General features: G+C 51.4%; 1 rRNA gene. It reads right to left on the reverse strand.

Annotation, left to right across the window (positions count from 1 at the left end):
- Window positions 1-590, reverse strand: a 16S ribosomal RNA gene (locus CK501_RS16635); the annotation flags it as partial.

Below are 590 nucleotides of genomic sequence, written 5' to 3' on the forward strand. Positions count from 1 at the left end.
CCGTCAATTCCTTTAAGTTTCAGCCTTGCGGCCGTACTCCCCAGGCGGAGTGCTTAATGCGTTAACTTCAGCACTAAAGGGCGGAAACCCTCTAACACTTAGCACTCATCGTTTACGGCGTGGACTACCAGGGTTTCTAATCCTGTTTGCTCCCCACGCTTTCGAGCCTCAGCGTCAGTTACAGTCCAGAAAGCCGCCTTCGCCACTGGTGTTCCTCCATATATCTACGCATTTCACCGCTACACATGGAATTCCACTTTCCTCTTCTGCACTCAAGTCTCCCAGTTTCCAATGACCCTCCACGGTTGAGCCGTGGGCTTTCACATCAGACTTAAGAAACCACCTGCGCGCGCTTTACGCCCAATAAATCCGGATAACGCTTGCCACCTACGTATTACCGCGGCTGCTGGCACGTAGTTAGCCGGGGCTTTCTAAGTAATTACCGTCAAATAAAGGCCAGTTACTACCTCTATCTTTCTTCACTACCAACAGAGCTTTACGAGCCGAAACCCTTCTTCACTCACGCGGCGTTGCTCCATCAGACTTTCGTCCATTGTGGAAGATTCCCTACTGCTGCCTCCCGTAGGAGT

Origin of the sequence: Halovibrio salipaludis (assembly GCF_002286965.1) — a bacterium.
In the GTDB taxonomy this organism is placed as follows: Bacteria; Pseudomonadota; Gammaproteobacteria; order Pseudomonadales; family Oleiphilaceae; genus Halospina; species Halospina salipaludis.